Source organism: Glaciecola sp. SC05 (assembly GCF_041380235.1).
Taxonomy (GTDB): domain Bacteria; phylum Pseudomonadota; class Gammaproteobacteria; order Enterobacterales; family Alteromonadaceae; genus Glaciecola.
The window spans coordinates 277,868-301,917 of the sequence record NZ_JBGIYY010000004.1; the positions used below are offsets into that span (position 1 = coordinate 277,868).

Below are 24,050 nucleotides of genomic sequence, written 5' to 3' on the forward strand. Positions count from 1 at the left end.
CATTACTTCGCTGTTGGCTCATTAAAATACTGCGTCAAACTGGCTTGTAACAATGCCTGCATTTTCTCACCTGTCTGCGATAGATTTTCTTCTTTAGCTTCTGGTACGGCGACTTGTGCTGCAACCGTAAATTCTCTGCCACCTTGAAAATGAGGTAAGCAAACATGCGCCAAAACGACATTTTCGGTAGTGGAGCGAGTTTCACTTGGCCCCCATCCAATTTTTTGGAACACTCGCCATTTGCCATCGGTCAAATTATCAAGGAAGGCTTTCGGGTCGCTTACATTCTTACCATTAATTGCGTTGGCGATAGCATGTTGCAGCATATTTGAAATACCAAGCGTCATACCTGCAAATCGCCCATCTGGATATGAGTGACCACTGCCATAAAAAAGAGTTGATACATCGTCTTGGTTTAGATTGGGATGTCTAGTTATTGCATCTCTATCATGCGCCGCTAAGCGCTTTAACCACTCTGCTTGTGACAGAGTCGTCATGGGCTTGTTGCCATTTAGACCGCAGTTTTCACAGCGATAGCTCAAATACCCGGGGTCGTCAGTTGCAGCTTTGAAGGGCGTGATCAGCTTCGAACGACTATTGTCGAGCATCTGCCATTGATAGCTGCTCGGCTGAAAAGCTTCGGGGCCGTAGGCGCCGCGAAAATATATATTTGGAGTAGATAGTTTTAACCAATTGTCGTAAAAAAGACCCGTTAAATATTCACGCCCAGCGATGTTTGCAAAAAACGTAGCCAGTGCATTGGACTCGCCCGAAGCGGTACCGAAATTTTCATAGCTATTAATACCGGTGAGCATATCTGCCACGTAGGTATCGCCGATTTTAGCTTGAGCACCGAGATCTTGCTTTCTCAATGTCGCGATCGCGCCTGTAAACGCAAATATTTTCGATGAACTCCATGGCTCATAAAGCTCGTTGTAGGTATTGTCATTGCTCAGATACCGATATGCCAATGCATCCCCTTTTTGCGCAATATCAATAACAAGAATGCGGCCTTCAGTAGAGGATGCTTTGAAAAACGTCGGTTGATGCGCGATTCGGCCTTCCCAACCGTAATCGCTGTAGTTTGCTTCTAAAGAGGTAAGATATTTATCGCTCTGTGCATTAAGAGTAAGAATATTGCCGCAAGAAATGTGTTTTTCGGACATGTCTGCAGGCATAAAAGGAGCGGCTTTCATCACAACGTTGTAAAACTCCTGTGTTGGCGAGGTATCAGTATTACTCGAACTAATGGTAAGGGCTGATTCAGAGCGATCTTCAGTTATCTTATGCTCATTATTTACTGGGCTGCAAGCGTTTAGGATAGCCATACATAGAAAAAAAAGCCCATAATTCACAAATAGATTTCCGGTTGCCGCAGGGTAAGATAAAGCACTCTGGAATTTCCTATTAGGCATTATTCTAATTTGCTCTTTAAATTTGGAATAATTTATTAATGCTTTTTTGCGCCTGAATGTCAATGGAATAATCGACTATTGCCAACACAATCGGTGCATCAGTTTACAGAGTGTTAGGCTGATCAAATGCTGTAAGCACACGCTGCAGGTTTGCTTTATAGTGGATTGGGTTAAAGGTTAGCGGCAATTCAGTCAACTGTTGACCATCATGATTTAACACCAGCACTCGAGGAAAACCTGATAACTGATGTTGTTTAGCGAAGGCTATTCCTTGCTCAGTTGCTTGATCGACTGATACAAACGTAAAATTAGCGGATATAAGGCTCGCAACATCTGGATCAGCAAATACCTGTTTATCAAGTTTGCGACAGCTTGGACACCAAATTGCCGTGTAGTCTGCAAGTATCAATTGATCATTGAGGGCTGCGTGAGCGAGACCTTTATCCAAGGAGTGGATTTTAAAGACAATATTTTGCTTTGCCTGCTTACCTAAATGCGACTGTATAAACCGATTACCAAAGTATACAACGCTAAACACTGTCAAAATGGCAACAGTATTCGTGATAAATCTCTTCATGCTATTAGATTGCTCTGTGCGCTTTTATAAGAAGACCAGAGAAAATCGATATAACTTTCAAGTTTACTGTTAAGTAATACCAATTATGCTGTTGAATGCTTTACCAGCGCTTTATCATCTCTTCATAGATGATAGCGTCTAGTATGCTCTCAGCACCGCTGTCTGGTAGATAAATCTCTTCGTATCTACCTGAATCCCGTAAGGCTTGAATACCACTTTCGAAGCTTTCTATGATTTGTTGTGCTTTGCCATAATCGCTGCGCATGGCTAAACTGACATCCACAGTAAAAATCGGCTGCGCCGCGATGTAGAGTGTCTCTTGGCCCACTGCAACTAGCTTTTTATTCATTTCATCTAGCATGACTTTGTCGGCGACAATATAATCAACACGACCTTCCGCCAGTTGTTTAATATTATTAAAAAAGTCTTGGGTTCTCGCCCAACTGACAGAGCGCTCACTGCGCACTTGGTCAGTATTTGCAAACCTTGTTTCTAAGCCAACTCTCTGACGATTTAACTTATCAAGGCGGCTAATATTGCTCGCTCTTGATTCGGTAGAAGCGACATGCAAAAAAAGCTGTACGTATGGAGCAGAGTGTATGTAGTTTTGTTTTGGGTCGTTTAGCGAATAATGGTCGATATAACCATCAAATTGACCATTTCTCAGACCACTTCCTGACCAGGCTTGGGTGGTAGCGGTTATTTCATGTGGCGTTTTCTCTAACGCAGCACTAACTAAGGAGGTTAAGCGTGACGGTTGGTCGCCATCATTGATAAAGGTTTCCACTTTATTTCCAACCAATCTTACTTCTTGCGCATAAGCAATTTGAACTACGCCAATGCACAAACATGATGCGAATATCGCACGATTGAACCATCGCTTAACCATTTAAAACCTCAACATACTTTAATGTACTGTTAAAACGTGAAATTCCGGATTATGGATTAGAACTTTCGAACTTATTCACCAAAGGCTCCCGCTGCCCCAGGATAAACCACCGGACTTTCATAGCCATCTTTACTGACACTAGCCACTCCAAAGAAGTAGTTATCAATCACAATGTTTTCAAGGGTAAACTCAGTCACATTGCCAACGTAGCGACTAAATTGCCATTGCGGTGCATCCGTGTATCGCCAGTATATTTTATAACCTTTTAAATGTGGGTTTTGCGTTTTGTCTAATGCAGCCCACTTTAAGGTAGTCGAGGGCTGCACTGCGCCACTTATTTCGACGCTTGTCGGTGGCTTAGGCGCCCACGCCATGCTCGCCAGTGAGACCGCGTTGAGTGCAGTAAGTTTGGCTGCATACTCAAAATTTACGCCGTCGATAGTGTCGCCATACCTTACGCCATCTTCTGTGCGTAGGTCTTGATGTTGGCGATCGTAATGCTCATTTGTTTCCATGATGCGTACACCAGGATAGCCAAGATCGTTGAATGGACGGTGATGGCCTCCGCGTCTGAATCGGTCTAGGCGATAGACTACCATGGTGTCTAAATTTTCGATGTAGCGGTCTGCCATATAGTCTATGTAGCGCGCTAAGTTGCGACTTGGTGAGTCAACCTCGCCGCCAGTAAAGCGACGTAGGCGTGCCTCATCAGGGGTTTCGGTGTGACGAGTTCCCTCTGCAAAAATTCGCGCGGTGGTATTATTAATCACGCCGTTAATGCCCTCGATATTACCAATCATATCGTTGTTAAGCACCGCCTTTAACTGCCAGTTGTTTGCTTTTGCATAGTCGGCTAGTATTCGGCCACCAAATAGACCTTGCTCTTCACCGGCTAAAGCCGCATATACTATGCTGCCATTGAATTGGTATTTGCTCAGTATCCTGGCGGCTTCCAGCGTCCCAGCCACGCCAGAAGCATTATCATTTGCGCCTGGCGAATCATCAGTGTAATTCATAACATCACTAACACGAGAGTCGATATCGCCACTCATCATTACATAACGATTTGGATCGGTAGTGCCTTTTTGGATCGCTATTACGCTAATAACTTCAACCGGATCTGGTATGCGGCGCTCACCTGAAATAACTTCGCTCTGGTAAAAGACTTCCAGACAACCACCACAGTCTGCAGAGATTTTATCAAACTCAGCTTTTATCCAGCGTCTTGCAGCACCAATACCGCGCGTATCTGACTCGGTCTCAGACAAAGTGTGGCGAGTGCCAAAGCTAACAAGTGTTGTTATATCCTGTTCAATATTTTTAGCTGACGCACTTTTTGCAATCTCGTGAAGTGCTAGCTGATCCTGATAGACAATACTATTACGGGCATCTGCGCCGCCGGCGGTTGAACTGAGGCCTAACAAAACGACGGCTGCAATGGCGCCGCTTATCAATTGTATGTTCATAGATATCACTCTTTTATAAAATCAAAGATGAAATGCGGTTGTTTGAATGGGGCTAAATAAATGCGAATGCATCACCTACAAGGTTTTCAGGAAGTAAACCAAGGGGCAAAAAGTCATCTTTAACGACTTTTGCCATCTCAAAGCGGCCCGCCACATAGACTTGTTTGTCTGAAAAGTTTGTGACGTCCTGCATAACAGCATGATGCACAAACCCCACTTTACCTTGCCAGCCGTCTGCAGCAACTTCGACTACCGGAATAAATGTAAACTTGGCGTGTTGTTGACTCAACTGTATCAGAGCTTCTGCTTCGTATAGGTCTTCAAGATGTTTCGCGCCCCAATATAAAGTGACGTTGCGATTAGCTTGATTTTGCAACATGTCCAGTAAAATCGACTTAGCGTATGAATAGCCAGTTCCGCCTGCGATCAATATGGCGTCTAGCGAACTGTCTTGAATATATGCGTTGCCGAGCGCGACTTCCAATACCAAAAACTGCTGTTCGTCTAAACGTTGCATCACCTCATAAGCGTATGGGCTTTCTGGGGTTGCTCCTATATGCAGTTCGATGTAATCAGAATTTGCAGGCATATTGGCGATAGAAAATGGACGTTTGTCTTTATCGCCCATCACCACTTGAAGATATTGCCCTGCTTTAAAGCTGACTTTTTTTTCTGGTTTTAGTATTACTTTATATACATATGGCGTAAGTGATTCTTTACTAACTAAGTTAGCTTTAGTGAGTGTCATGCTGTTCCTAAATGTGCTGCTTTCGCAGAATTATATTTTTATCGATATAGACTATTTTAACAGGCCTAATTCATCCCAAATTGCGTCTACTTTGTGTTTGACCGCTTCGTCCATAACGATAGGTGTGCCCCATTCACGGTCTGTTTCCCCAAGCATCTTATTTGTTGCATCTAAACCCATTTTTGAGCCAAGGCCTGATACTGGGGAAGCGAAGTCCAAGTAGTCAATGGGTGTGTTTTCTATCAAAGTAGTGTCTCTAGCAGGATCCATCCGAGTCGTGATTGCCCATATTACATCGTTCCAATCGCGAGCATTGACATCATCATCACATACTATCACGAATTTGGTGTACATGAATTGCCGTAAAAACGACCACACGCCCATCATCACTCGCTTCGCATGTCCGGGGTATTGTTTTTTCATCGTAACAATAGCCATTCGATAAGAGCAGCCTTCCGGAGGAAGATAAAAGTCAGTAATTTCTGGGAACTGCTTTTGTAAAATCGGAACAAACACTTCATTAAGTGCGACACCCAATATTGCTGGTTCATCGGGGGGTCTGCCGGTATAAGTACTGTGGTAAATTGGATTGTCCCGATGGGTAATGTGAGTAATAGTAAACACTGGAAATGAATCGACTTCATTATAATAGCCGGTATGATCCCCATACGGGCCTTCATCTGCCATTTCATCTTGCGCGATATAGCCTTCCAGCACGATTTCTGCACTAGCAGGCACTTGCAAGTCGTTAGATATGCTTTTTACGACTTCGGTTTTGTCCCCGCGTAACAAACCAGCAAACGCGTATTCCGAGAGGGTATCAGGCACTGGGGTTACTGCACCTAAAATAGTGGCGGGATCGGCCCCTAGCGCAACTGATACTGGATATGGCTCTCCAGGATGAGTTTGGCACCATTCTTTGTAGTCTAAAGCGCCACCTCGATGAGAAAGCCAGCGCATGATAATTTTGTTTTTGGCAATAACCTGCTGTCGATAGATGCCTAAGTTTTGACGTTTTTTATGCGGACCGCGAGTTACCGTTAGCCCCCATGTAATTAGCGGCGCTGCGTCGCCTGGCCAGCAACGTTGAATCGGAAATTTATAGATATCCACGTCGTCGCCACTGATAATGTTTTGTTGGCAAGGGGCTTTGCGGACAACTTTGGCAGGCATATTCAGGACTTGTTTAAATACGGGGATTTTACTAACTAAATCTTTCAGCCCTTTCGGGGGCTCGGGCTCTTTTAAAAAGGCCAGCAATTTACCTACTTCTCGAAGTGCTTCCACCGATTCTTGGCCCATTCCAAGGGCAACACGCTCAGGCGTACCGAATAAATTAGCGAGGACGGGAATATTACTCCCTTTCGGATTCTCAAATAAAATGGCTGGGCCACCTGCTCTGAGGGTGCGATCGGCAATTTCGGTCATTTCGAGGTCAGTATCGATTTCCATTGAAATTCGTTTCAACTGGCCTTTCTTCTCTAGCTGTTCAATAAAGTCGCGCAGGTCTTTGTATTTCATGTCTCAGGCTTAACTCTCTATTTGGGAAGGTAAATGGTCGTGCGTGACGTGCACCTCTGTAAATACTACATCAATTTTACCGTTCACGATTAACCGTAAAGTAATTCTTTTCTACTTAATGTATTTTTGAGTATGCCGATATCGATACTAGATTGGCTTTTTAATAGGTGCGTACAGTGAAGTTTTTTATCTCCTTATCCTGCGTGATGCTGGTTATAAGTGTATTTTATTCAAATACAGTAAATGGACAGCAACTAGAGGCTGTGCAACTCTATTCACAAGATGAATTAATCAAGCTGATTAATAAAAATGCACATTTAGAACGCGTTGTAGCTGACCGCTGTCAGCTGGTCCAAGACATTGAAGCTCGCGCGGATATTATGCGTATACCCGCTTATCAATTTTTATGGGGAGATATGCTGGCGTGGGGGGTTTGCGTTGAGCAAAAACCAGTTCAGGGCATCTATTACATGCGAGAGGCCGCCGGACAAGGCTTGCCTGCAGCTCTTGAGCAACTCGGGCGTTACCATGCGAATGGAACCTTAGTGCAAGAGGATAAAAAAAGAGCCGTAATCTATCTTCGAGAAGCATCAGCGTTAGGCAGTCTAAGAGCGCAAATTCAGCTAGCCGAACTATTCATTGATGGCTATGGTAGTCCATACGATTTTGAAGATTTATATCACTGGCTTTATAACGCGGTTACCAGTGACACCAGCATGCATCAAAAAATAGCGATTTATATGAGGGAGTTAGAATACCTAATGCATCCCAGAGCCGTGCGCACTGCCCGGAGACCATTGGCCGACTGAGTCGACTTTTTGTTCCTGTTTAAGATACAAGTACATCGGCCAACATTTATTTTTATTTTTCCTGTCGTTTAAAGCGGTCAATGTCCTAAAATTTCTATATAATCGTGTTTATTGGCCCCATCCATTGTTGGGGCAATTTGCCTTTTATGGAGAAATGAAAAGACTATGGCAGCATTTGGAACGGTTTTTATGCCTGAAATGGCGATGACTAGCTTTGAAAATGGTCATTGGAGTCCCGCTACTTTTGTGAGTGCAAACAGCATACAGATGCATCCAGGTGCTCATGTTTTGCACTATTCAAGCACCTGTTTTGAAGGCCTCAAGGCGTTCAAGCATGAAGACGGCAGTATTAACATTTTCCGAATGGACCAAAATATTAAACGTATGGCGCAAAGCAGTCGCTTGTTAAACTTGCCGCCGGTTGATGAGAAGCAACTCTCTAACATGATTCTCGATATTGTCAGAAAATATGCTAACGAAGTGCCCAGCCCCCCAGGCTCGATGTATATCCGTCCAACACACATAGGCACGGAGCCCTCAATTGGCAAAGCAGCAGCGCCATCTGCTAGTTCGATGCTTTATGTACTTTTGTCTCCTGTGGGAGATTACTTTGCCGGTGGTGCAAAGCCCTTGAGATTGCTTCTCGCTGACGATGGTATGCGCTGCGCACCGCATATGGGAATGATCAAAAGTGGCGGTAATTATGCCAGTGCCTTAGGCCCAATTTTAGATGCGCGAAATAAAGCTAACGCCGACCAAATTCTATTTTGTCCAAATGGCGACGTACAAGAAACCGGGGCCGCGAATTTTGTATTGATTGACGGTAACGAAATTATTACTAAGAAGCTTGATAGTACGTTTTTGCATGGCGTAACCCGTGCATCTCTTTTAACCATTGCCTCAGAGATGGGGATGACGGTTAGTGAGCGTGTACTTTCAGTGGCAGAGCTGCTAGAACGGGCGGCTAAACCTCATAGCGAAGCTGCTTTGTCGGGCACCGCGGCGGTATTAACGCCAGTGGGTACTTTGATTCACAATGGTCAAGAAATCGCTGTCGGTAACGGTGAGTTAGGCCAAACTACTCAAAAGCTGCGACTAGCACTCAACCAGATTCAGTGGGGACAAACGCTAGATAGACATAACTGGCTGACTAAAATTTAGTTTGTTGTTAGAGCCCTTCTGCCTCTGCGCAAGTTTAGTATTGTAAAACGCTTGCGCAGGGACTTATGCTTTTGCCGATTGATTGATGTCGTTTTTATCTGCTAAGTCCTGTTATACTGTGCCCTGAAATTAATCAAAAAATTGAAATCACTGAATGAGTAAAGACCCGCATTTTGCGCGTGAACAAGAAAAATACGAAAATCCTGTTGCCAGCCGCGAATATTTATTGAGCGTTCTTAAAGAGCAAGGGCAGGCGCTTTCGTTTTTAGAGATATGCCAAATAGTAAAAGCGAAAGATGAGGATAGTCGCATCGGCATCCAACGTCGACTTCGAGCAATGGAGCGTGAAGGCCAGATTGCATTTAATCGCGACAAAAAATATGAAGTACAAAAGCAAGCAGAATTAATCCGCGGTACGGTTATTGGTCATCGCGACGGCTTTGGTTTTTTAAAGCATTCCCTTACCGAAAAAGACTACTTTATCCCCATTCACCAAATGGCTACCGTCATTCATGGCGACCTTGTTGAAGGCACAGTTGACGGGCAAGACCGTCGCGGCCGCACTGAATTTAGAGTCAATCAAGTAATAGAGCCGCGTCAAGACGCCATCGTTGGACGATATTACACTGAAAGCGGTGTTGGTATGGTGATCCCCGATGACAACCGAATTTGCCATGAAATTATGATTTCGGATGAGCACAATATGGGCGCTCGCCAAGGTACAGTAGTGGTAGTTGAGATTATTCAAAGACCGCGTCGACGTGTCAGTGCTATCGGCAAAATTATTGAGGTACTAGGCGAGCACATGGCGCCGGGTATGGAAATTGAAACCGCGCTTCGCAATTTTGATATTCCGCATCAGTGGCCAAAAGGGGTATTAAAATCGGTTGAAAGTTTAGAAGAGCAAGTACCTGACGATGCCAAGCAAGGCCGCATCGATTTACGTCAACTTCCTTTGGTCACGATTGACGGCGAAGACGCTCGAGACTTTGATGATGCAGTATACTGCCAACCTCTTGACGGCGGTGGCTGGCAGCTTTGGGTCGCGATTGCCGATGTTAGTAGCTATGTTCGACCGGGCACGGCGCTTGACACAGAGGCTCAAAATCGCGGCAATTCAGTATATTTTCCTGAAAAAGTTATTCCGATGCTGCCAGAGCAGTTGTCAAATGGCTTATGTTCACTGAATCCAGAAGTTGACCGCTTATGCATGGTCTGTGAAATGACGATAGACGCCCGTGGAAAATTAAAAGAGTATCAGTTTTACGAAGCGGTAATGCGTTCTCATGCGCGGCTCACTTACACTAAAGTCTGGCATATCCTGCAAGGCGACGAAACGTTAATCGAGCGCTATAAGCCGAGGGTCAGCGACCTGCAGCATTTGAATAGTTTGTTTGGGGCTTTGAAAGTTGCGCGAGCCGGTCGTGGGGCGATAGAATTTGAAACCCAAGAAACTAAGTTTGTGTTTAACGCCCAACGTAAAATTGAAAATATTGTGCCATTGGTAAGAAACGACGCCCACAAAATCATTGAAGAGTGCATGATTATGGCCAACGTATGCGCGGCGCAATATATCGAAAAAAACAACGCTGAGGCGCTTTTTAGAGTGCACGACAAACCAGATGCCGATCGTTTATTGACGTTCAGAAATTATTTGCGAGAAATTGGCATTGAATTTACTGCGGCTGAACAGCCAACTCCGCATGAATTTACTAACGTGATTAAAAAGACCGAACATAGAATCGACAAAGAACTCATACAAACGATGCTATTGCGCTCTATGAAACAGGCCGTTTATGACGGTGCAAATTTAGGGCACTTTGGTTTAGCGCTAGATGCTTATGCTCACTTTACATCGCCTATTAGGCGATACCCTGATTTAATTGTGCATAGAGTTATCAAAGCGATTATCAATGAAACAAAGGGCAATAAGGCTTGCAAAGGCGCTAAATTTTATAGCGAGGAAGAAATTGGGCAACTAGGCGAACAATGCTCTACGACCGAGCGTCGGGCTGATGATGCGACAAGAGATGTCGCAGACTGGTTAAAATGTGAGTTTATGCAAGATCATGTTGGTGATGTGTTTGACGGGGTAGTAGCCTCTGTCACCAATTTTGGCTTGTTTGTGCGCTTGAACGACTATCACATCGACGGCTTGGTTCACATAACCTCTTTAGCTTCTGATTACTACCGTTACGACGATGTTAAGCAATGTTTGGTCGGTGAAAGTTACGGCTTGAACTATCGACTCGGTGACGCTTTAAAAGTCAAAGTAGCAGCGGTCAATTTAGATGAGCGCAAGATTGATTTGATATTAGATGGCTTACCGGCAATTACCCGTGACATGAAAGCGGGTAAAGGGAAGGGTAAAACGAAGGCTGGTAAATCTAGTAGAAATAACCATTCGCGAAGTACAAAAGATGCTAAGGGCGCTTCCACTGCTGCGGCCGCAAGCTCTCCAGAAAAAGCGTCAAAAACTTCGCCCAGTAGTAAGCGTAAATCTGGCCCCCCTTCTAAACGTAATAAAAGCTCGCGAAATAAACCCAAACGCTAGGAGAATACTTTGGCACAGCAAGAATGGCTATATGGCCTGCACTCCATCGCAGCGGTTTTAGAAAATGAACCCGAGCGGATCCTGGACATAATGGTTGCCAAAGGCCGTGATGATGAGCGAATGAATGACGTTGTCAAACTGGCTCGCCGCCAAGGCATTGCTGTGCAGTTTGTGCAGCGCAAAACTTTAGATGATAAAAGCAACGGTGAGCAACATCAGGGTATACTTGCTAGAGCAAAGCCAGCGCGTGTCTTAGATGAGTCTGATTTAGATAAAATATTAGCACAACAAGATACACCATTTTTATTAGTTCTTGATGGTGTAACGGACCCTCATAATTTGGGAGCATGCCTGCGCAATGCAGATGCTGCTGGTGTGCATGCGGTGATAGTGCCAAAAGATAATTCGGCCTCCATAACACCCGTTGTTCGAAAAGTAGCAGTAGGCGCAGCAGAAACAGTACCGCTGATCCAGATTACCAATCTAGCCCGAACACTCAAGCAACTTCAGCAAGCTGGGATATGGGTGGTCGGTACTGCCGGAGAAGCAGAGCAATTGATTTATGATTGCAAGCTTATTGGCCCTATGGCCTTGGTTATGGGGGCGGAGGGAAAAGGTATGCGTAGGCTGACTCGTGAAACTTGTGACGAGCTAGTGAAGTTGCCAATGGCTGGTATGGTGTCTAGTCTGAATGTAGGCGTTGCGACCGGTATATGCTTGTTCGAGATAGTGCGTCAACGAAGGTAAGTCCGCTCAAAGTGCTACCTAATCTCATCTTCACAGCACTTAACATAAGATAGCTTTGTGTAACATCCACTCAAAATCCATTCAAAATTTAATCGTTAATATGTGAGTTTTTTTCTAAGCTTGCCGATATAAGGATTTAGATCGCAGTTGATTGATACTACTACCGGGGAGCTAGCCACAGTATAGCCCTTCTTTACGACTCATCAAAATAGACTATATATTCTCAGTTTTTAAGGGCAAGACATGATTTTTTTGAAAAAAATGCAAGTTGCAAATGCGATTTCTATTATTTCTTTGGGTCCGTCTCTATTGGCCATTATCGGTATTTTGTTTGTTGTATCTAATATAAACGAAAAATCAACACAAGCAGAGTTGTCACTGGATATTGTGAAACTGGCTTCTTTGTTCGATGCAGTTGCGCATACCCATGCTGTAGAATGAGGGATTTCCGCTAGATATTTTGCTAGTAAGGGAGAGAAAGGTCGCAATGAGCTTGATGATGCGCGCGAGAAAGCTGACAAGGCGAGCAAGGCCCTGCTCGCAATCACTGCTTCAGACTTAAATGTATTAGACGAAGCCTCATTGACAACCCTAATTAAGCCTTTAAACGATAGTCTTTCTGGTAAAAGCTCGATCAGGTCAGCAGTAGACAGTCTTGCGGCGAACAACGGAGCATTTACCTATTTTTCAAATTTAAATGCCAGTGCTCTGCGCAATATTGAAATCCTCATCTACAAAACACAAAACAGAACGACAGCGCAAAAAATGTCCTCGCAACTTCAACTTTTGTGGCTAAAAGAGCGTGCTGGACAAGTTCGTGGTGCCTTAAACGGTATATTCAAAGCTCAACAAATCAGCAGCAATCAACTATCAACTATTGCGCAATATCTATTGGATGAAGAGAATCGTCTAAACACTTACCTTACCTGGAGTAGCGAGCAGAATAGAAATGCGTTTATTAAACTGCAGTCCAAACCTGATTGGTTAGCGGTAAGTGAGGTGGTTGAAAAAATCAACAGTGCAGAGGCTGGGAATATTGAAGGTCCTAGCAACTGGTTTGGGATTTCTACTAGCCGTATTGTTGATATCAAGAAACTATCCGATGGCGTTGGTCTTGAAATTGCTGCTCTCGCAAATCAAAAGCTAGCAGATACCTATTCACAGCGAATAGCATTTATTGCGATAAGTGGAATATTATTAGTACCACTTGTCGTATTGGGATTCATCGTTAAAAAATCAATCTCATTTCGAGTGGCTAAAATTAAATCGTTCTTAACCACAGTGGCTGAAAACAAGGACTTCTCCGAGGTATTGAGTGTTCAATCTGAAGATGAATTGGCCCAGATAATGGTGTCCTTGAATATTCATGTCTCAGAGATAAACAAAAGCTTCAATGAGGTTGTCGGGCTTACCCAGTCATCACAGCAAATGGCATCTAAATTAGAGGTGTCGGCTCAATCGGCGATTGATGAAGCTGAATTGCAGCATGTGCAAACCGCACAAGTTGCCAGTGCTATTTTGCAAATTTCACAGAGTAGTCAAACTATTAGTGAAGACATGCAAGGAGCGGCAAATGCAACTGAAGCAATTTCTCTGACAGGCAAAGAAAATGCTGAAAGTATGAAGTTAATGCATGAGAGTATTGATCACTTAAATATTGAATTGCAGCAATCATATGAAGTAGTAGCAGAGGTGTCAGCAAATACCGAATCAATTGGCGCTATATTGCAAACTATCGAATCTATTGCAGCTCAAACAAATTTACTGGCGCTAAATGCCGCGATCGAAGCTGCTAGAGCAGGAGAGCAGGGCAGAGGATTTGCAGTCGTTGCTGACGAGGTTCGAAATTTAGCGAAACGGACACAAGATTCTACGGAAGAAATCAATTCAGTGATTGGGGTGTTAATTGATAGCGCTAAAAAAGCCATGCAGTCAATGAAGAAATGCACATCGATGACGGAAGATTCGACTGAGAACGTTAATGATGCCCTTAACAAGGTGCAAACTTTATTTACGAATTTAGATTCAATGAATTCAACCATTGATAAAGTTGCATCTGCCGTTGAAGAACAAAGTGTTGCAGTGACACAAGTCTCTGCGAGTGCAAAGCAAATAGATAACGGTTCTCTCAATATATTGTCAGCTTGCCAAACCAGTCAGGCTAATGTGCGAGACTTGGCATTAACGTTCAATCAATTGAGTACTAACATAAATAGCTTCAAACTGAAAAAGTAGCTTCCCAGCACGCCAAATTTGGCGTACCATCCACGCCTGTTCGAGTATCTTACCGATGCTCAGCTATCCTAAATTCCCGCTTCTGAAATTATCTTTTGTTTTCTGCAAATTAAACTACACGTACTCCAGCTTTTCTGTTATAGTTTCGCGCCCTTTTTGTAGGGGGTATGGTCTATTTTCTCAAATTTTTGAGATTTTATAGCAGCTTAGGGACTCATAAGAGTCGTAATTTAACAGCGGAGCACTAACTAATGATCCAAATGCAAACTAACCTGGACGTTGCCGATAATTCGGGAGCTCGCAGGGTTCAGTGTATTAAGGTTCTTGGTGGCTCGCATCGCCGTTATGCACATATCGGTGACATCATCAAAGTTACTGTCAAGGAAGCAATTCCGCGCGGTAAAGTAAAAAAAGGTGACGTTCTGAATGCAGTGGTGGTGCGTACTAGGAAAGGCGTTCGCAGAGCAGATGGTTCAACTATCCGTTTTGATAACAACGCAGCTGTTTTGCTTAATGCAAACAAGCAACCTATTGGTACGCGTATCTTTGGCCCGGTCACACGTGAGCTTCGTGGAGATAACTTCATGAAAATCATTTCTTTGGCCCCCGAGGTACTATAAGGAGTCACGATAATGGCTAATAAAATTCGTCGTGATGATGAAGTAGTCGTATTAGCGGGTAAAGATAAAGGAAAGCACGGGAAAGTTACACGTGTTGTTGCTGAATCTAACCGCGTTTATGTAGATGGCGTAAATGTTGTCAAAAAACACCAGAAAGGTAACCCTCAAGCAGGCGAGCCCGGCGGTATTATTGACAAAGAAGCTTCTATTCACGTTTCAAATATAGCGATTGTTAACTCGGCAACGGGTAAAGCAGATCGCGTTGGTTTCCGTTTTGAAGATGGCAAGAAAGTGCGTTTCTTCAAATCTAACGGCGACCTAGTTTAATTTATTGGAGAGTACGATGGCGAAACTGCATGATTTCTATAAAGAAACAGTAGTAGCTGAACTTGCAAAGCAGTTCGGGTACAAAAGCGTCATGCAAGTCCCTCGGATTGAAAAAATCACCTTAAACATGGGTTTAGGTGAAGCAGTTGCTGACAAGAAAGTGCTAGAGTCTGCGCAAGCAGACATGGCTGCTATCGCTGGTCAAAAACCAGTAGTCACTGTTGCTAGAAGATCTGTTGCGGGTTTTAAAATCCGTGAAGGTTATCCGATTGGCTGCAAAGTGACCCTACGTGGCGAACGTATGTGGGAATTCCTTGAAAGATTAATTTCTATCACAATTCCTCGTATCCGTGACTTCCGTGGTCTCAACCCCAAATCATTTGACGGTAGAGGCAACTATAGCATGGGTGTGCGTGAGCAAATCATCTTCCCTGAAATCGATTTCGATAAAGTGGATAAAGTGCGCGGTATGGATATTACTATCACTACCAGTGCTGAAACTAACGACGAAGCGCATGCATTATTAACTGCATTCAACTTCCCGTTTAGAAAATAAGGTGTAGGGTTATGGCAAAAGAATCAATGAAGGCGCGCGAAGTAAAACGTGCCAAGCTGGTTAAGAAGTTTTCCACCAAGAGAATGGCGTTAAAAGCTATTATCAGCGATGTGAATTCCTCTGAAGAAGAGCGCTGGGACGCTGTTCTAAAGCTACAACAACTTCCACGTGACTCAAGCCCCTCACGCAAGCAAAATCGCTGTCGTGTAACGGGTCGTCCACATGGTTTCCTACGCAAATTTGGTCTTTCTCGTATAAAGCTTCGCGAAGCTGCAATGCGTGGCGAAGTCCCTGGCCTTAAAAAAGCCAGCTGGTAAGGAGTAGCAGATATGAGCATGCAAGATCCAATCGCAGATATGTTTACCCGCATTCGTAACGGCCAACAAGCCTCTAAAGTTACGGTAGCGATGCCTTCTTCGAAAGTACGCGTGGCAATTGCCAAGTTGTTACAAGCAGAAGGTTATGTTGAAGGTTTTAATGTTGAAGAAGGTGTTAAACCAACACTTGAAGTGACTTTGAAATATTTCGAAGGTAAAAAAGTAATTGATACAATCGAACGAGTAAGCCGACCTGGTCTGCGCATCTACAAGAAAAAAGATGAGCTTCCAAAGGTAATGGGCGGACTTGGGATTGCTATCGTGTCTACCTCAAAAGGTGTGATGACTGACCGTGCAGCGCGTAAAGCTGGCATGGGCGGTGAGATCATCGGTTATGTAGCATAACGGGGGAAATGATATGTCACGTATAGCAAAAGCACCTGTATCTATCGCGTCTGGCGTCGAAATTACGATCGCCGGTCAAGAAGTTACAGTCAAAGGAAAAAATGGCACCCTAACTCGTGTATTTAATGATGCAGTTGAGATAGTACAAGAAGACAGCACACTTACTACGGTACCTCGTGAAGGTATGGTAAATGGTTGGGCTCAAGCTGGTACTGCCAACTCATTGCTAAACGCAATGGTTATTGGTGTGACAAACGGTTTTGAAAAGAAACTTCAATTGTTAGGCGTTGGTTACCGTGCTTCTGCACAAGGTAGCAAGCTGAACTTAACGTTGGGCTTTTCTCACCCTGTCGTCTACGAAATGCCTGAGGGCATAAGCGTAGAAACCCCTACTCAAACTGAAATCATTGTCAAAGGCAGTAATAAGCAGTTAGTAGGTCAGGTTGCAGCTAATATTCGTGCTTACCGTCCACCAGAGCCTTATAAAGGTAAGGGTGTTCGTTATGCTGATGAAGCTGTGCGTCGCAAAGAAGCTAAGAAAAAGTAGGTAGGTGATACGATGGATAAGAAATCAGCTCGCTTACGTCGCGCAACTCGCGCTCGTAAGAAGATCAGTGAATTAGCTGTTAATCGCTTGGTTGTAAACCGTACACCGCGCCACATTTACGCTCAGTTAATCGCTCCAAGCGGTTCTGAGGTAATTGCTTCAGCTTCTACTGTTGAAAAAGACCTTAAAGGTTCTTTAAAAGCAACAGGCAACGCAGAAGCAGCAGCGGCAGTAGGTAAAGCGATCGCAGAACGTGCTATCGAAAAAGGCGTAAAATCAGTTGCCTTCGATAGAAGTGGATTTAAATATCACGGTCGTGTGAAAGCACTGGCTGAAGCCGCGCGTGAAGCCGGTCTTCAGTTCTAGGAGTTAATTATGGCTAAAGTAGAAGTTCAACAACAGGGTGACCTGTTAGAAAAGCTAATCGCTGTAAACCGTGTTTCTAAAGTAGTTAAAGGTGGTCGCATCTTTAGTTTTACTGCTTTAACGGTTGTCGGAGATGGCAATGGCCGTGTAGGTTTTGGTTACGGTAAAGCACGTGAAGTTCCTGCTGCAATTCAAAAGGCAATGGAAAAAGCACGTCGCAACCTAGTAACTGTAGACCTTAACGGAAACACTCTGCAGCATCCAATTAAAGGACGTCACTCTGGTTCTAAAGTTTACATGCAACCTGCCTCTGAAGGTACGGGTATCATCGCCGGTGGTGCAATGCGTGCAGTTTTAGAAGTTGCTGGTGTACAGAACGTTCTTTCAAAATGTTACGGATCAACTAACCCAATCAACGTTGTACGCGCAACAGTTAATGCTTTGGTAGAGATGAACTCTCCAGAGAAAATTGCTGCCAAACGTGGATTGCCAGTTGACCAAATATTGGGGTAATCGAACATGGCTAAAACGATTAAAGTAAAGCAAATAAAAAGCTCGATCGGTCGTTTGCCTAAGCACAAAGCTACATTAGTAGGTTTGGGCTTACGTAAGATCAATCATGTTCGTGAACTTGAAGATACAGCTGCCGTGCGCGGCATGATCAACCGTGTACATTACATGGTTGAGATCGTTGAGGAGTAAGAAATGAAATTAAATACTATTGCTCCTGCACCTGGATCTAAACCTGCACCTAAGCGTGTAGGTCGTGGTATCGGTTCTGGTATAGGTAAGACTGGTGGCCGAGGTCACAAAGGTCAAAAGAGTCGCTCTGGCGGTTCAGTTAAACCAGGATTTGAAGGTGGTCAAATGCCTATTCAGCGTCGATTACCGAAGTTTGGTTTTAAGTCGCGGATATCATTTGTGAGTGGTCAAGTCACTTTGAGCGAAATTGCTAAAGTCGAAGGTGATGTTGTTAGCCTTGAGTCTTTGAAAGCAGCAGGTCTAGTTAAAAAAGAAATGCAGCAGATCAAAGTCTTCATGTCTGGCGAAATCAACCGCCCGGTAACGGTAAGCGGATTGAGAGTCACTAAAGGCGCATTAGAAGCGATTAATGCTGCTGGCGGTAAAGTAGAGGAATAACCTAAAATGGCGAAACCAGGACAGGGTTCAAGTGGAGGCGGTTTAGGCGAGTTACGTTCTCGTCTATTGTTTGTGCTTGGCGCAATCATTGTGTTTAGGCTTGGGTCATATGTGCCCATCCCTGGTATCGACGCAAACGTGTTAGCTCAATTATTTGAGCAACAAAAAGGCACTATCGTAGAAATGTTTAATATGTTCTCCGGTGGTGCCCTAGAGCGTGCGTCTGTACTAGCACTGGGCATAATGCCGTACATCACAGCTTCAATTATTATGCAGTTGCTGTCTGTAGTGCATGAGCCACTTAAGGAAATAAAGAAAGAAGGTCAAGCTGGTACTCGTAAGATTAGCCAATACACTCGCTACTTAACGCTTGTACTTGCTACGTTTCAATCCATTGGGATTGCAACAGGTCTTCCGCAGTTAATTCCTGGCCTAGTGCTCAATCCTGGCATCGGGTTTTATTTTACAGCTATTGTGAGTTTGGTTACCGGCACCATGTTTTTAATGTGGTTAGGTGAGCAAATTACCGAACGCGGTATTGGTAACGGTATTTCTATTCTGATTTTTGCGGGCATTGTGGCAGGTCTTCCTACTGCAATCGGCCAAACAGCAGAACAAGCTAGACAAGGTGATATTAATCTTCTGTTCTTGTTTGTTATAGGTGCCATTATCGTTGCATTGACTTATCTAGTGGTTTTTGTAGAACGTGCACAACGTCGTATTGTTGTGAACTACGCAAAACGCCAACAAGGTAGAAAAGTATTTGCTGCTCAAAGCTCTCACCTTCCTTTGAAGGTAAACATGGCGGGTGTAATCCCACCAATCTTTGCTTCAAGTATTATTCTTTTTCCTGGTACGCTGTCAGGAATGGTTGGTCAGAATGAATCACTTTCGTTCTTAACCGACGTATCCTTGGCATTGTCTCCAGGTCAGCCTCTATACGTTATGTTATATGCGGCAACGATTATTTTCTTCTGCTTTTTTTATACAGCATTGGTTTTTAATCCGCGTGAAACAGCTGATAATTTAAAGAAATCCGGCGCATTTGTTCCAGGGATTCGTCCTGGCGAGCAAACATCACGATACATTGATAAAGTGATGACTAGGTTGACCCTAGCTGGTGCTCTCTATATTACCTTTGTTTGTTTAGTGCCCGAGTTCTTATTACTGTGGTTTAACGTTCCGTTTTACTTCGGTGGTACTTCACTACTCATTATATGTGTAGTGGTAATGGACTTTATGGCGCAGGTGCAAACTCATTTGATGTCTCATCAATATGGGGATGTTCTTAAAAAAGCTAATCTAAAAGGCTAGGTTGTTTCAACTTAGCTAGTTTTATTAGCCAACTACGGAGTGATGTCATGAAAGTTCGTGCATCAGTTAAAAAGATTTGCCGCAATTGTAAGATCATAAAACGCAACGGTGTTGTTAGAGTGATTTGTGCAGCAGAGCCTAAGCATAAGCAAAGGCAAGGTTAATCTGAAAAACATTGATCTGATAGATGTCGCGTTAGGCAAAAGCCAAGCGCGACAGATTGGGTCTTATTTGCAATTTAGTTACCGGGTAAGTATCCTAACGGGCTTTTTAGGCTGGTAACAATAATTAGAGGAGTGCTGTTAATGGCCCGTATCGCTGGCATTAACATTCCTGACCACAAGCATACGGTAATTGCGCTACAAGCCATTTTTGGTGTAGGCGCAACCCGTGCAAAGGCGATTTGCGATAATGCAGGTGTGTCAGAGTCTACCAAAATCAAAGATTTGGATGAGACAACAATCGACAAACTTCGTGATGAAGTTGCTAAGTTCACCGTAGAAGGTGACTTGCGACGTGAAGTTTCTATGAGTATAAAACGTTTGATGGACCTAGGTTGCTTCCGTGGTATTCGCCACCGTCGTAGCTTACCTCTACGTGGTCAGCGCACGAAAACTAATGCGCGCACCCGTAAAGGTCCTCGTAAACCTATTAAAAAGTAAGCGAGGATAGTTACTATGGCAAAAGCACCAGCACGTAGCACGCGCAAGCGCGCAAAACGTCAAGTCGCAGACGGTATGGCTCATATCCATGCTTCTTTTAACAATACAATAGTGACGATTACCGATCGCCAAGGCAATGCACTTGCTTGGGCAACATCTGGTGGTTCAGGTTTCCGTGGTTCACGTAAATCTACCCCATTTGCTGCACAGGTTGCTGCTGAAAGAGCAGGCGTTGCGGCACAGGAATATGGCCTGAAGAACATTGAAGTGTTCGTGAAAGGTCCTGGTCCAGGTCGTGAATCAGCTATCCGTGCGTTAAACGCAACAGGATATAAAATCACTAATATTACCGATGTGACGCCTATTCCACACAATGGATGTCGTCCACCGAAAAAACGTCGCGTATAGACGAACAGTTGGAGAAAGATCATGGCTAGATATTTGGGTCCAAAACTCAAACTAAGTCGTCGTGAAGGAACCGACCTGTTCCTGAAAAGCGGCGTAAGAGCAATTGAAAGTAAGTGTAAAATTGACACTGCTCCTGGTCAGCATGGTGCCCGTCGCGGTCGCCTATCTGATTACGGTGTTCAATTGCGTGAAAAGCAAAAAGTTCGTCGTATGTACGGCGTATTAGAAAAACAATTTAGAAACTACTATAAAGAAGCCGCACGTCTTAAAGGCAATACAGGTGAAAACTTGTTGCAACTTCTTGAGCAACGTTTAGATAACGTCGTTTATCGCATGGGCTTTGCAAGTACTCGCGCAGAAGCTCGTCAGCTAGTTAGCCACAAGGCTATCGTGGTTAACGGTAAAGTAGTTAACATTCCATCATTCAATGTAAAAGCTGAAGATGTGGTCGCTGTTCGTGAAAAAGCGAAGAAGCAAGCGCGTATTGGAGCTGCACTAGAATTAGCAGACCAACGCGAAAAGCCAGTTTGGTTGGAAGTTGACAATACTAAATTGGAAGGCACATTCAAGCGCGTTCCAGAAAGAACGGATTTATCTTCCGAGATAAACGAGCAATTGATTGTCGAACTTTACTCTAAGTAAAACTAACCAAAGAGGATACATTGTGGGTTCAGTGACCGAATTCCTAAAGCCAAGATTAGTTGAAATTGAAAACATTTCATCTACTCGTGCAAAAGTAACACTCGAGCCGTTAGAGCGTGGTTTCGGCCATACTCTTGGTAACGCATTGCGTCGTATTTTACTTTCGTCTATGCCGGGTTGTGCTGTGACTGAAGTTGAAATCGATGGTGTTCTACATGAATACACAGCGAAAGAAGGCGTTCAAGAAGACGTTCTAGAAATATTGCTTAACCTTAAAGGGTTAGCGGTTAGCTTAGAAGGTAAGACTGAAGCAACTCTGACGCTTGTGAAATCTGGTGTAGGGCCTGTCGTTGCGGCTGACATACAGCACGATGGTGATGTTGAGATTATCAATCCTGATCATGTTATTTGTACCTTAACCGGTGAAGCTGAGATAAGCATGCGCATTAAGGTAGAAATGGGTCGTGGTTATGTGCCTGCTTCTGCTCGACGTTCCTCTGAAGACGATGATCGTCCAATTGGTCGTTTACTTGTTGACGCTTCGTTCAGTCCAGTAGAGCGTATCGCTTATTCAGTAGAGTCTGCACGTGTAGAACAACGTACTGATTTGGATAAGTTGATTATTGATATGGAAACTAACGGAACTTTAGATCCGGAAGAGGCCATTCGTCGCTCAGCTACTATTCTTGCTCAGCAACTAGATGCATTCGTAGAATTACGTGACATCTCAGTTCCTGAAGCTAAAGAAGAAAAGCCAGAATTCGACCCAATTTTACTTCGTCCTGTTGACGATCTAGAACTAACGGTTCGTTCTGCTAACTGTTTGAAAGCTGAGGCAATCCAATACATTGGTGACCTTGTGCAGCGTACTGAAGTTGAACTTCTGAAAACGCCAAATCTTGGTAAGAAGTCTTTGACTGAAATTAAAGACGTACTTGCTTCACGTGGTCTTTCTCTGGGCATGCGCCTAGAAAACTGGCCGCCAGAGTCAATCGCTGAAAAAGATTAATCAGGTTTAAAAATAAACTGATTTATAGAGAAGGAAAGAGCTATGCGCCATCGCAAGAGTGGTAGACAGTTAAATCGCAATAGCAGCCATAGACAAGCTATGTTTAAAAATATGGCAGGTTCATTGGTAAAGCACGAAGTTATTAAAACTACGTTGCCTAAGGCGAAAGAACTACGTCGCGTGATCGAGCCTCTTATCACATTAGCTAAGCAAGACAGCGTAGCTAACCGTCGCCTTGCATTTGCAAGAACGGGTGATAAAGAAGTTGTAGGTAAATTATTCAACGAACTGGGTCCCCGTTACGACGGACGTCCAGGTGGTTATAGTCGTATATTGAAGTGCGGTTTCCGTTCAGGTGACAACGCTCCAATGGCTTACGTTGAATTAGTTGACCGTCCAGTTGTCGAAGCTGAAGAAGAAGCAGTAGAAGTAACTGAAGAATAAATTATTATTCAATAATTAAAAAACCCGGGAATTCCCGGGTTTTTTGTTTCTATAATCAGTTAAGTTATTTTTCGATAATGCACTCGACCCAGATACCTTAATCTAGGTAATGTCGCTCGATAATCGCAGCGATAGATGCTTCATCCAGTCCGCCTTTAAGAGCACTGCTTCTAACTTTTTCTGAATCTATTTGGTGTTGTTGGGCTAATTCAACTAATCTTTCTATAGCATCAGGATGCTGCGCTAATTGTTCGACAGATATTATGATCATGTCGTTTGATTTATCTTCGTCATCTAATACGGTGGCTAGCAAGGCATCAAGTACGTATTTACCAACAAAAGGCACTTCTTTGATTGTGGTAACTAATATTTCCATCGTTTTACTCGGATAAGCTTTAACTAGCCTCTGAGCAATCCTGTCAGCCGAATCAGGTTCCGTTAATACAGCAATCTTGACAATCTCATCAAAGTATAGAGGGGAGTACTTACAAGCTGCGCGAGTAACATCTTCTGCATAACTGGGCTCTGCATTTACAGCAATTTCTACTATTCGTGTAGGGCTTGCTACTTCATGCTGAGTTGCAACCATAATAATTTCATCAATGAAATTCGGATTACTTGAAACACTACTACTTATGATTTCTTCATAATCATCTGGGTAGGCCGCAAACGCTACTGCAACAAACTCTGCGGTTTTGTCTGGGTAGCGCTTGAGTAAAGAATTAAGCGCTGTGCCGATTGAGCGATTATTTGCTACTTGTGACTTGAAAAAGTGAATTGATTTATTGCTAGGTTCGACTACACCATTGTTGATTGATTCTTCTGCGCTAACGAATATGCAACTCCCTGCTAAAAGGCATACTGAATAGATTGATAATAGACGTTTCATTTTTACTCACTCTAAGGCAGTTATTTAAGCAACTTTTTATGGTTTTACATCACCATAATTGATAACACCTTTAATCTACGTTGTTAACATAAAAATGACAACTTTTACATGTATATATATAGGTACAAAAGTATGAATGTTGGGTTAGTCATTATGTAGGCTTTTAGTAGACTAACAAAAAGGTGATTAGTTGCATTTTTAATCACTACAACAATAGATTCTTTCAGTTTTAAAAATACTTTTAAATTTCGACTTTAAATGGCTTGACACTTGAGGTGGATT

At 43.6% G+C, this 24,050-nt stretch carries 30 protein-coding genes; 23 read left to right on the plus strand and 7 right to left on the minus strand.

Annotation, left to right across the window (positions count from 1 at the left end):
- Nucleotides 1-2 precede the first annotated feature (2 nt).
- The 6 genes from AB9H30_RS05925 to ubiD all read right to left on the minus strand — a co-directional run bounded on the left by AB9H30_RS05925 (nucleotide 3) and on the right by ubiD (nucleotide 6,616).
- A complete protein-coding gene (locus AB9H30_RS05925; RefSeq protein ID WP_371193722.1) occupies nucleotides 3-1,328 on the minus strand; it encodes a hypothetical protein in 1,326 nt (441 codons plus the stop codon).
- Between the two features lie 190 nt (nucleotides 1,329-1,518).
- A complete protein-coding gene (locus AB9H30_RS05930; RefSeq protein WP_371193723.1) occupies nucleotides 1,519-1,992 on the minus strand; it encodes a thioredoxin family protein in 474 nt (157 codons plus the stop codon).
- Nucleotides 1,993-2,092: 100 nt separating this feature from the next.
- The gene (locus AB9H30_RS05935) at nucleotides 2,093-2,881 is read right to left on the minus strand and encodes a substrate-binding periplasmic protein (RefSeq protein ID WP_371193724.1); all 789 of its coding nucleotides are present in this window, start codon (nucleotides 2,879-2,881) and stop codon (nucleotides 2,093-2,095) included.
- Nucleotides 2,882-2,952: 71 nt separating this feature from the next.
- Nucleotides 2,953-4,347: a M28 family metallopeptidase gene (locus tag AB9H30_RS05940; RefSeq protein WP_371193725.1), complete on the minus strand. Its 1,395-nt coding sequence runs from the start codon at nucleotides 4,345-4,347 to the stop codon at nucleotides 2,953-2,955.
- A gap of 52 nt (nucleotides 4,348-4,399) precedes the next feature.
- Nucleotides 4,400-5,095 (minus strand): NAD(P)H-flavin reductase, encoded by a 696-nt coding sequence (gene fre, locus AB9H30_RS05945; protein WP_371193726.1) that lies wholly within the window; start codon nucleotides 5,093-5,095, stop codon nucleotides 4,400-4,402.
- 51 nt (nucleotides 5,096-5,146) lie between these two features.
- On the minus strand, nucleotides 5,147-6,616 hold the full coding sequence (gene ubiD, locus AB9H30_RS05950; protein ID WP_371193727.1) for a 4-hydroxy-3-polyprenylbenzoate decarboxylase: 1,470 nt from the start codon (nucleotides 6,614-6,616) through the stop codon (nucleotides 5,147-5,149).
- 206 nt (nucleotides 6,617-6,822) lie between these two features.
- Between ubiD and AB9H30_RS05955 the strand changes: the two genes are divergently transcribed.
- From AB9H30_RS05955 to rplQ, 23 genes are all read left to right on the plus strand, one after another.
- On the plus strand, nucleotides 6,823-7,425 hold the full coding sequence (locus AB9H30_RS05955) for a tetratricopeptide repeat protein (protein WP_371193755.1): 603 nt from the start codon (nucleotides 6,823-6,825) through the stop codon (nucleotides 7,423-7,425).
- Nucleotides 7,426-7,590: 165 nt separating this feature from the next.
- The gene (locus AB9H30_RS05960) at nucleotides 7,591-8,586 is read left to right on the plus strand and encodes a branched-chain amino acid aminotransferase (protein ID WP_371193728.1); all 996 of its coding nucleotides are present in this window, start codon (nucleotides 7,591-7,593) and stop codon (nucleotides 8,584-8,586) included.
- Nucleotides 8,587-8,740: 154 nt separating this feature from the next.
- Nucleotides 8,741-11,140: a ribonuclease R gene (gene rnr, locus AB9H30_RS05965; protein ID WP_371193729.1), complete on the plus strand. Its 2,400-nt coding sequence runs from the start codon at nucleotides 8,741-8,743 to the stop codon at nucleotides 11,138-11,140.
- Nucleotides 11,141-11,149: 9 nt separating this feature from the next.
- Nucleotides 11,150-11,887, plus strand: a complete 738-nt coding sequence (rlmB, locus tag AB9H30_RS05970) for a 23S rRNA (guanosine(2251)-2'-O)-methyltransferase RlmB (RefSeq protein WP_371193730.1) — start codon at nucleotides 11,150-11,152, stop codon at nucleotides 11,885-11,887.
- A 243-nt stretch (nucleotides 11,888-12,130) separates the two neighbouring features.
- Complete coding sequence (locus AB9H30_RS05975; protein WP_371193731.1) at nucleotides 12,131-12,328, plus strand: hypothetical protein; 198 nt, start codon at nucleotides 12,131-12,133, stop codon at nucleotides 12,326-12,328.
- 3 nt (nucleotides 12,329-12,331) lie between these two features.
- Nucleotides 12,332-14,122 (plus strand): methyl-accepting chemotaxis protein, encoded by a 1,791-nt coding sequence (locus AB9H30_RS05980; protein ID WP_371193756.1) that lies wholly within the window; start codon nucleotides 12,332-12,334, stop codon nucleotides 14,120-14,122.
- Nucleotides 14,123-14,373: 251 nt separating this feature from the next.
- Complete coding sequence (gene rplN, locus AB9H30_RS05985; protein ID WP_124029309.1) at nucleotides 14,374-14,742, plus strand: 50S ribosomal protein L14; 369 nt, start codon at nucleotides 14,374-14,376, stop codon at nucleotides 14,740-14,742.
- 12 nt (nucleotides 14,743-14,754) lie between these two features.
- Nucleotides 14,755-15,069 carry a 50S ribosomal protein L24 gene (gene rplX, locus AB9H30_RS05990; protein ID WP_371193732.1) on the plus strand — a complete coding sequence of 105 codons (315 nt, stop codon included), beginning with the start codon at nucleotides 14,755-14,757 and terminating at the stop codon, nucleotides 15,067-15,069.
- Nucleotides 15,070-15,085: 16 nt separating this feature from the next.
- Nucleotides 15,086-15,625 carry a 50S ribosomal protein L5 gene (rplE, locus tag AB9H30_RS05995; RefSeq protein ID WP_371193733.1) on the plus strand — a complete coding sequence of 180 codons (540 nt, stop codon included), beginning with the start codon at nucleotides 15,086-15,088 and terminating at the stop codon, nucleotides 15,623-15,625.
- A gap of 11 nt (nucleotides 15,626-15,636) precedes the next feature.
- On the plus strand, nucleotides 15,637-15,942 hold the full coding sequence (gene rpsN, locus AB9H30_RS06000) for a 30S ribosomal protein S14 (RefSeq protein WP_371193734.1): 306 nt from the start codon (nucleotides 15,637-15,639) through the stop codon (nucleotides 15,940-15,942).
- A gap of 12 nt (nucleotides 15,943-15,954) precedes the next feature.
- The gene (gene rpsH, locus AB9H30_RS06005) at nucleotides 15,955-16,347 is read left to right on the plus strand and encodes a 30S ribosomal protein S8 (RefSeq protein ID WP_371193735.1); all 393 of its coding nucleotides are present in this window, start codon (nucleotides 15,955-15,957) and stop codon (nucleotides 16,345-16,347) included.
- Nucleotides 16,348-16,360: 13 nt separating this feature from the next.
- On the plus strand, nucleotides 16,361-16,894 hold the full coding sequence (gene rplF / locus AB9H30_RS06010; RefSeq protein ID WP_371193736.1) for a 50S ribosomal protein L6: 534 nt from the start codon (nucleotides 16,361-16,363) through the stop codon (nucleotides 16,892-16,894).
- A 12-nt stretch (nucleotides 16,895-16,906) separates the two neighbouring features.
- Nucleotides 16,907-17,260, plus strand: coding sequence for a 50S ribosomal protein L18 (gene rplR, locus AB9H30_RS06015; RefSeq protein ID WP_371193737.1), 354 nt, complete (start codon nucleotides 16,907-16,909; stop codon nucleotides 17,258-17,260).
- A gap of 9 nt (nucleotides 17,261-17,269) precedes the next feature.
- A complete protein-coding gene (gene rpsE / locus AB9H30_RS06020) occupies nucleotides 17,270-17,773 on the plus strand; it encodes a 30S ribosomal protein S5 (RefSeq protein WP_371193738.1) in 504 nt (167 codons plus the stop codon).
- Nucleotides 17,774-17,779: 6 nt separating this feature from the next.
- Nucleotides 17,780-17,962 carry a 50S ribosomal protein L30 gene (gene rpmD, locus AB9H30_RS06025; RefSeq protein WP_371193739.1) on the plus strand — a complete coding sequence of 61 codons (183 nt, stop codon included), beginning with the start codon at nucleotides 17,780-17,782 and terminating at the stop codon, nucleotides 17,960-17,962.
- A gap of 3 nt (nucleotides 17,963-17,965) precedes the next feature.
- Entirely contained in the window at nucleotides 17,966-18,400 is a 435-nt protein-coding gene (gene rplO, locus AB9H30_RS06030; RefSeq protein ID WP_371193740.1) for a 50S ribosomal protein L15, read from the plus strand.
- A 6-nt stretch (nucleotides 18,401-18,406) separates the two neighbouring features.
- The gene (secY, locus tag AB9H30_RS06035; RefSeq protein WP_371193741.1) at nucleotides 18,407-19,714 is read left to right on the plus strand and encodes a preprotein translocase subunit SecY; all 1,308 of its coding nucleotides are present in this window, start codon (nucleotides 18,407-18,409) and stop codon (nucleotides 19,712-19,714) included.
- Nucleotides 19,715-19,761: 47 nt separating this feature from the next.
- On the plus strand, nucleotides 19,762-19,878 hold the full coding sequence (rpmJ, locus tag AB9H30_RS06040; RefSeq protein ID WP_214452558.1) for a 50S ribosomal protein L36: 117 nt from the start codon (nucleotides 19,762-19,764) through the stop codon (nucleotides 19,876-19,878).
- Between the two features lie 141 nt (nucleotides 19,879-20,019).
- The gene (gene rpsM / locus AB9H30_RS06045; protein ID WP_371193742.1) at nucleotides 20,020-20,376 is read left to right on the plus strand and encodes a 30S ribosomal protein S13; all 357 of its coding nucleotides are present in this window, start codon (nucleotides 20,020-20,022) and stop codon (nucleotides 20,374-20,376) included.
- Between the two features lie 15 nt (nucleotides 20,377-20,391).
- Nucleotides 20,392-20,784 carry a 30S ribosomal protein S11 gene (gene rpsK / locus AB9H30_RS06050; protein WP_214452560.1) on the plus strand — a complete coding sequence of 131 codons (393 nt, stop codon included), beginning with the start codon at nucleotides 20,392-20,394 and terminating at the stop codon, nucleotides 20,782-20,784.
- A gap of 21 nt (nucleotides 20,785-20,805) precedes the next feature.
- Nucleotides 20,806-21,426, plus strand: a complete 621-nt coding sequence (gene rpsD / locus AB9H30_RS06055; protein ID WP_371193743.1) for a 30S ribosomal protein S4 — start codon at nucleotides 20,806-20,808, stop codon at nucleotides 21,424-21,426.
- A 19-nt stretch (nucleotides 21,427-21,445) separates the two neighbouring features.
- A complete protein-coding gene (gene rpoA / locus AB9H30_RS06060; protein WP_371193757.1) occupies nucleotides 21,446-22,435 on the plus strand; it encodes a DNA-directed RNA polymerase subunit alpha in 990 nt (329 codons plus the stop codon).
- Nucleotides 22,436-22,477: 42 nt separating this feature from the next.
- Entirely contained in the window at nucleotides 22,478-22,879 is a 402-nt protein-coding gene (rplQ, locus tag AB9H30_RS06065) for a 50S ribosomal protein L17 (RefSeq protein WP_371193744.1), read from the plus strand.
- Between the two features lie 97 nt (nucleotides 22,880-22,976).
- Here rplQ and AB9H30_RS06070 read toward each other — a convergent pair whose 3' ends face one another.
- Nucleotides 22,977-23,768 carry a hypothetical protein gene (locus AB9H30_RS06070; protein ID WP_371193745.1) on the minus strand — a complete coding sequence of 264 codons (792 nt, stop codon included), beginning with the start codon at nucleotides 23,766-23,768 and terminating at the stop codon, nucleotides 22,977-22,979.
- Nucleotides 23,769-24,050: the final 282 nt, after the last annotated feature.